General features: G+C 41.9%; 10 protein-coding genes and 1 pseudogene. 3 read left to right on the top strand and 8 right to left on the bottom strand.

All coding sequences use genetic code 11. The features are described from left to right. The 3 genes and pseudogenes from tnpB to tnpC (AAEZ00_RS20230) all read left to right on the top strand — a co-directional run. Positions 1-332 (top strand): IS66 family insertion sequence element accessory protein TnpB (gene tnpB / locus AAEZ00_RS20220; RefSeq protein WP_351089655.1); only part of this gene is annotated, 332 nt, incomplete at its 5' end. A 20-nt stretch (positions 333-352) separates the two neighbouring features. Next, positions 353-1900, top strand: a complete 1548-nt coding sequence (gene tnpC / locus AAEZ00_RS20225) for an IS66 family transposase (RefSeq protein WP_351089657.1) — start codon at positions 353-355, stop codon at positions 1898-1900. Between the two features lie 35 nt (positions 1901-1935). Continuing rightward, positions 1936-2526 (top strand): annotated as a pseudogene (gene tnpC / locus AAEZ00_RS20230) (IS66 family transposase); the annotation flags it as partial. 31 nt (positions 2527-2557) lie between these two features. On the opposite strand, the gene AAEZ00_RS20235 reads toward tnpC (AAEZ00_RS20230), so the two are convergent. The 8 genes from AAEZ00_RS20235 to AAEZ00_RS20265 form a co-directional block, all read right to left on the bottom strand. Next, complete coding sequence (locus AAEZ00_RS20235) at positions 2558-3013, bottom strand: RNA-guided endonuclease InsQ/TnpB family protein (protein WP_351089659.1); 456 nt, start codon at positions 3011-3013, stop codon at positions 2558-2560. Continuing rightward, entirely contained in the window at positions 3010-3372 is a 363-nt protein-coding gene (locus AAEZ00_RS20240; RefSeq protein WP_351089661.1) for a helix-turn-helix domain-containing protein, read from the bottom strand. Before AAEZ00_RS20240 ends, AAEZ00_RS20235 begins: the two co-directional genes overlap by 4 nt. A gap of 268 nt (positions 3373-3640) precedes the next feature. Then, complete coding sequence (locus AAEZ00_RS20245; protein ID WP_351089663.1) at positions 3641-5218, bottom strand: integrase catalytic domain-containing protein; 1578 nt, start codon at positions 5216-5218, stop codon at positions 3641-3643. Positions 5219-5571: 353 nt separating this feature from the next. After that, positions 5572-5922, bottom strand: a complete 351-nt coding sequence (locus AAEZ00_RS22455; RefSeq protein ID WP_443729203.1) for a hypothetical protein — start codon at positions 5920-5922, stop codon at positions 5572-5574. A 16-nt stretch (positions 5923-5938) separates the two neighbouring features. Further along, entirely contained in the window at positions 5939-6199 is a 261-nt protein-coding gene (locus AAEZ00_RS20250) for a DUF2442 domain-containing protein (protein ID WP_124013271.1), read from the bottom strand. Beyond that, positions 6162-6398: a DUF4160 domain-containing protein gene (locus tag AAEZ00_RS20255; RefSeq protein WP_124013270.1), complete on the bottom strand. Its 237-nt coding sequence runs from the start codon at positions 6396-6398 to the stop codon at positions 6162-6164. The genes AAEZ00_RS20250 and AAEZ00_RS20255 overlap by 38 nt, the downstream gene beginning before the upstream one ends. Before the next feature lie 83 nt (positions 6399-6481). Then, entirely contained in the window at positions 6482-6664 is a 183-nt protein-coding gene (locus AAEZ00_RS20260; protein WP_124013269.1) for a hypothetical protein, read from the bottom strand. Next, positions 6661-7227: an integrase gene (locus tag AAEZ00_RS20265; RefSeq protein WP_351089665.1), complete on the bottom strand. Its 567-nt coding sequence runs from the start codon at positions 7225-7227 to the stop codon at positions 6661-6663. The genes AAEZ00_RS20260 and AAEZ00_RS20265 overlap by 4 nt, the downstream gene beginning before the upstream one ends. Between the last annotated feature and the right edge of the window lie 52 nt (positions 7228-7279).

The following is a 7279-nucleotide window of genomic DNA, read 5'->3' on the forward strand; positions in this document are numbered from 1 at the left end:
AAGAGCCCAACTTATCGGTATGGCTTTACGCTCATCCCGTTGATATGCGCAAGCAATTTGATGGGTTAGCCGCATTGGCGCAATCAAAACTCAAGCGACCAGCCAGCAGTGGTGAGTTGTTTGTGTTTATCAATAAGCGGCGAACTCACATCAAAATTCTTTACTATAGTCGTGGCGGTTACTGTTTATGGAGCAAACGCCTTGAGCAAGGTCAGTTTCATCGCGTTACCAGTGATGAAGATAAAATGTCACTCAACTGGGCGCAATTACAGTGTTTAATTGAGGGAGTTAATTGGCAAAAAGCACCCAAAAGTAAGCGCTATAGTCGGTAGTTTTTGTTATAATACTTGGTATGGAAATCAACGAAATCAATCGGTTACAGCAAACTAAAATTCAAGCACTCGAAGAAGATATTCTTGTGCTTAAACAGCAGTTGGATTGGTTTAAACGTCAACTTTTTGGTCGTAAATCAGAAAAACAATTATTCAATAAATTGGGCGCTCAGGGCTCATTATTTGCTACAGATAAAGCTGTTGTATCAATCGATACCTCCACCGACATCAAAGCCCACAAACGCAAATCCAACAAACAACTCAATGGCGATGAAGTCAATGACACGGGTTTACGTTTTGATGCGTCTGTTCCGACTAAAGTTATCGATATTCCCGCACCTGAGTTACAGGGTGATGACGCTGAGCACTATGAAATCATCGGCTATAAAGAAACTAACCGCTTAGCGCAACAACCCGGCAGTTATACGATATTAATTTACCGTCGTCCTATTGTTCGCCATAAACGTGAGCAAACGGTGAAAACGCCATCAGCACCGAGTAATGTACTTGAGGGATGTTACGCCGATGTTTCCCTGATTGCAGGACTTATGATTGATAAAGGGGTGTATCATCTGCCACTTTATCGGCAACACCAACGGATGATTGATTCAGGTGTTCATATCAGCCGAGCCACCTTAATTAACTGGGTACAAAAAGGCATTGAACTGCTCCGGCCTATCTACCAGGCTAATCTAAAGTCTATTATCAACAGTCAAACCCTTGCCATGGATGAAGTCCCCATAAAAGCAGGCAGAAAAAGCAAAAGCAAAGGCAAAGGCAAAATGAAACAAACCTATTTCTGGCCGATGTTCGGTGACAACAATGAAATCGCCTTTACTTGGTCGAGTAGCCGAGGCTTTTTGCATGCCCAAAATCAGCTCGAAGGCTTTACCGGCACTTTATTGACCGATGGTTATGCCGCTTACAGTAAAACAGTGGCAAAATTGAATGAAAAAGAAAAAACGGTTACGCATGCTACTTGTTGGGTACATGCAAGGCGTTATTTTGATAGAGCGTTACTGATTGAGCCAATAGCAGCACAGGCGGCTATTGATAAAATAGCGCAACTTTATAAAAATGAAAAACATATCAAAGACAAGATAACCGAGGTAAGCGATGCATTAGCCTATCGGCAAAAGCACAGCGAGCCACTTGTTACTGAATTTTTCAACTGGGTTTATGAGCAACGACAGCGAACCGATTTAACACCCCAAAACCCCTTAAGCAAAGCCTTAAATTATGTGAATGAGCGCCAAGTTGAATTGAAAGTGTTCTTGTCAAATCCCGCTGTTGCCATGGATACCAACCACCTTGAGCGGGCATTGCGTGTTATCCCTATGGGACGCAAGAATTATTTGTTTTGTTGGAGCGAATTAGGCGCAGAGCAGCTAGGTATTTTACAAAGTTTGCTTGTCACTTGTCGTCTACAAGAAATCAATCCCTACCACTACCTTGTTGATGTATTGCAACGTGTCAGCATACATCCCGCTTCAAAAGTAGCAGAGCTTACCCCGAGAATATGGAAAGAAAAGTTCGCTGATAATTTTTTAACGTCAGATCTGGCTTGAATGGGGTGATCTAACCCCAGAATGATTGCTTACTTTACGACAATATAGAAGGAATAATGCCAGTCGGGTGCTGGGCACACGCCAGACGCAAATTCCACGATGCCTTAGCGGTGCAACCGAAGAAAACCGGCAAAGCAACAGTCGGTATCAATTATATTCAAAAACTGTATGCGATAGAAAAGCGGGCAAAAACATTACCGCCCGATAAGCGAAAATCACTCCGGCAGGAAAAGGCTGAGCCAATCTTAACATCGTTGCATGAATGGTTAGAAAAAAGCGAGAAAACAGTCCTGCCCAAAAGTAAAATTGGGGTAGCAATCAAGTACACATTGAATCAGTGGGAAAAACTGAGGCGTTACCTTGAATCAGGTGAATTAGGCATTGATAATAATGTCACTGAACGCGATATCAGGCCGTTTACGACGGGGCGGAAAAACTGGATGTTCTGCCAATCGGTAAATGGTGCAAAAGCCAGTGCTGCACTTTATAGCTTGGTGATGACTTGCCGTGCCAACGATATTAACCCGTACTTTTACTTCCAAAAACTTTTCACGGAACTGCCACAACGGGATAAATTTGCTGATTTAAGTGATTTATTACCTTGGCATGCCGATCTAAAAGCTTGATGATATCGGGCTCCACCGCTTAATTGACCGCTTACATGATATCACTGGTCTTGGCTATCGAGCATGATACTTCGTGAGCGGACGCTAGGCGTTGGCGTGAGATTTTTCCGTGAAGGGCATTTAAGCGTGATTTGGCTTTATGCCAGCGACGAGAGCCCTTTTCCTTTCGGCTCAACTGGACTTGAATTTGCTTTAGCTTTGTTGATGAACGTTTAAGAGCTTTTGGGTTTTTAACGTACCAACCGTTCGAACCTACAACCGTATGTTGGCTGTTGATGTCGTAGCCTACAATTGATGACAAGACCTGCTTAACTGTCTTGCATTCAACCTCTTGAGTGAACGACACACTCCATTTACCATGTAATAGTTTGACAGTGACCGTCTTGATTTCACTGACTAATTTACGGTGTAAAACAATCGGCACTTTGCCCACTTTCGGAATGCTGACCGCCCCATTTTCGATGCGAATGCAGTTCGAGTTATTCACACACCTAAAACTGTCATTGTGCAGTGCAGTTTTTTCTGTTTAAAACTGACTTTAAACGTCGGGAATTTTTGCAACCGACTCTTAGAAAAAGAATTTTTCAAAGCAGTATCAAGATCCCTTGCCACTTGCTGTGCGGCCGCAGAATCAAAGGATTTTAACCAAGAGAACTCTTCGAAGGCCTTTAGCTCTTTAATCAATGTTGCCATTTCTGGATAGAACAAAAACGTTTTGTCGTACCTATAACGACGCAGATTTTCTGACAGCAACAAGTTCCACAACCCACGAGCACATGAACCAAACTCAATGAGTTTGACTCCTTGTTCTGCTGTCGGTTTGAGCCGAAAATTGTATCTGAGCACTTTTTTCAGATACCGTATATGCTACTGTATAGCCTGATGTTGTCAAGTGGAATACTAAACTAACTCACGCTGCATGCATCACATTGTTCTGCACTTAATGCCGACCGTTAAATATCGAAAGCAACTTATCGTATTAGACGACAATTAACTTGGCCGGTCGTATTGCCTCATTAAAAAAACATACTACATTTAAAGATTTGTTACCGCATATGTAAGTAAGAATCAAATGACATAACAGGCTAGCGCTCCTTCAGCAGTATAGTGTTTCCTACTGATTGATTTCACTTTCCTCTGGGATATTAAAATTTAAAACGGGCACTAATTCATTAATCATCAAATCACGTAGTTTTTCTTCCTGACTCGCTTGGTTTTGACGCCATAGAGCAAGTCTTCGTTGAAGTGTTCGGGTTTGCCCTATTAAAAATTTATCAGGATATTTATCCATGAGCCACAAAATTATTTTTCTAGCATTATTTTCAGGTGCTAACTCCATTCTTAATCGTATTTCATCCCAAACATCCTCGAACGGATCTTTTCGAGTTAGCCATGTCCGAGGAGATTTTCTGAAGTCAACTTTATCATTTCTATGGTAATGACGATTCACTCTATCTGTAATGATAACAGGCGGTATTTTAGATAATTGTTTTTTAACAACGTCATCAGTTACGATATAATCATCTTGAGCATGACCTCTTTTATCCCATGAGTATTTCCACAATTCATCTTGTAGTGATTCTAATTGAGCTAACAAATAAACCGGGTCTAATCTTTCATACTCTAACCTAAGTGACTCTTTTGTAGACTGATTAACATGGTCAGAAAGTAAAACGCGTTGATAAGGTGTTTTTGCATCATCATATTTCTTTGATACCTTAGCCCCAACACGTTCTTTTTCAAGTAACTTCAGCGATGGTTGATAGAAATTAACGTACATCATGACTATGCGATACAGCCTTGCCAAAGCTTCCCAGGCTTTCCAACCTTCGTAGCGATCATAACCAACCAATCGACGTACAACAGAACCGTTTTTTTCTTCCACATGCGCCTGGTCATTTTTTCGGTGAGTTCTTGCTCTTGTAAAGGTGATATTATTTTCTTCGCAGTATTCTAATAATTCATAATTTATAAACTCACTGCCACAATCTGTGTCTACTCCCTGCATAGGGAATGGAAGTAAGTCACTAGCTACTTGTAAGCCATCAATCACGTCGCTGGCGCTTTTTCGTAACAAAGGCATGCACTCTAACCAACCAGTGGCAATATCAACTAATGTGAGCGTATTTAAAAAAGAGCCATTGGTATTGCCCCCACAATGAGCGACGAGGTCAGCTTCCAGAAATCCAGGAATAACGTCATCCCAATCAGCAAATGTTCTGACTTGAATTTGGTGCTTTAATAAATTCCCTTTACGAGTAGTGCTTACAGATTGTTTGATTTTTTCTCGTTCAGGTTTGAGGATCCTATCAACAGTAGAAGGGCTAATTTGTAGCAATTTTTCTCGTACATCAATAGGTAAGCGTAGATGACCATGACGCTCCATTGCTTCGACTAGGTAGGGTAAAAATGGCACTAGACGTTTAGAGCATATTTGATTAGCCGCATACCAAACAGCAAGTAGAGCTTGTCGTAGCTGTTCGTCGTAGCGATGGGGTGTCTTGCGATTTTTTGGAAAGATATTCTGATTGATGGTATTCAACAATTCGATAGTATATTTTCGTTCATAGCCGGTAGCAGCAACTATTCCATCAAGTATTTTCCCTTTATCTATCCAGTTAGCGTCATGATATTTTTGTTTAATGCTAGCTAACAATTCCTTTCTCGCATTTAGACTCATAGACTTAATCATATCTAGTTACCTCATCTTAAAAGAATCACAACTAGTGTTATTTTAGATGAGGCAACGACATATTAGTAGTATGGATTTAAGTGAGTCAATGCGATAGGACAAGCTAGTTGACGCCTAACATTATCGATTCATCCCCGCGACTTTCGCTACGCTAGGATCACGGGGTTTTCTCGACATTGTAGATAAAATGTACGGAGATCTCAGAAACCAGCTATCTCATGGGTATATGCCTGCATCAAACTATTGGGGAACTGCTCCGAAGTATTTATGGTGGCTTGCTCTTCACATTTTAATGCTGCCTCTCGCGAGGCATTGGAAAGAAAACTACAAAGTAGAAGAGGCTGTTGAGTAATCTAATGCAGGCAGTGCAGCACAATGCAGGCAGTGCAGCACAATGCTCTCCCTACTTTATTCAGGAAATATCCCCTATGTCTTGTCCTTGAAAAGCTCCAGCTCTCTACAAGCGATAAATCCTCTCTTGACAACTCATGATACCCAGCGCTTTCAACCTTTCCAGTAATGTCATAGCAAGTGTCATTTAGTAGAGTAACAACGTGATCTCGCCCCACATTAATCAGGGCTTTGGCTTCAGGAAACAGAGCGGCCAGAAACTGGTGAAATTGGTAACACCCACCTTCAAGAAATATGGTTTCAACATACCTATCAGTCGAGCGTAAAGAGCTAATTACCCCCTCAATTTCCATGTGCCTGTTTCCTTTGTCAGTGCTTGGCTTTCAATGGGTACTTATCAGGGTGTTTAATACCGTCCATAGATAAGTCCACATCAAGATCTGGCCAACAAAAACCATCTCGACCTTGCTCTTCAACATTAAAGACGGCGCTTACAGCCGCATCCTTAAACCAAGGAAAGGCTTCAAAACTTAAGAAGTGCTCCTCCCCTTTAGCAAACAGCCAAAGACCATGGGGAGTAACTCCCAAGACCTTAGCCAAAGTGTTTATTCCAAGCTGCTCTGATTTCATCTTCGTGATCCTTAACGCTGCGCTCAAGTTTAGAAAGCTCTTTAACTGAAAGGTGGTAGCTGCTGGCTAAGCCAATTTCAGGTTCTAACCAGAACTTTGCCTCGCCTTCATGCCCTACGACATGAACATGCATTCTTGCTTCTTCATTGGAAAAAAAGAAGAACTTAAACCCTCTTTCTAGGTAAATTGCTGGACTCATCTGTACGCCTTATCTGATTAACTTAAAACTATTATGAGCGATTGCCGCTCACATGCAACGTTGTTTTGAGCGAATACTGCACACTATTTGCTATCACGTTCTATTTTCAAACCCAACACTATCAATTCAACGGCGCGGCGGCGGGTCTTCCACCAATCATAAAAGGTACGGCGTGGAACCTGGGCGAGATCTGCGACTTCTGTTGCATCTAGGCCACAATTAGCTTTGCAATACTTTGAAAATTCGCCTTGTTCTTTATTTGTCATATCATCCACTTTCTTCTCAACTTGAAGGATTCTAACCTTTTTTGTTTTGTTGCTTTTCTTTTGATAAACCACTCTGCAATCGGACTAAAAGCCGTATAATCCATTGCGAGGATCTTGCTAATGGAATCATCACTAAAGCCTGTTGTGATCATGATATCATTTGTGCTCATTCCTGCTTTATATGACTCAATAACGCACGTTCTAACAAGTGATAGACGCCTTACACCTGCATCCCAGAGCCCTGCATTTTTAATTAACTGATCTAACAGCCTGTTCATTGCGTGTGGGCTGATGCTTTCCCCTCTATTTTGCACAGTGAACGGCTTGAGATTGTCATCGACAAATAACGGGGCGTTTGGGTTTAGGCTCCGGTAGTGCTTGTGAGGTATCGTATTGATCCTCAATTCAACCAGCCATTTAATATACTTTTCGAACGCCCTTTTTAGCTCATCGTTAGCCAGCACAATAGGCCGCTCTGCGCCGTCACGAGTTATGGTGTCAGGAAGTACCGCAAACTCGTGAAATGAGCCGTCAGGTGCCCCCTGTGTCAGGATTGTTGTCACCCCTTAAAATCATCCAATAATTAAATAGAGGGGGCGGTCAATGAGAGCTCAA

The sequence above is a fragment of the Shewanella sp. S1-49-MNA-CIBAN-0167 genome (genome assembly GCF_040310145.1).
Taxonomy (GTDB): Bacteria; Pseudomonadota; Gammaproteobacteria; order Enterobacterales; family Shewanellaceae; genus Shewanella; species Shewanella psychromarinicola.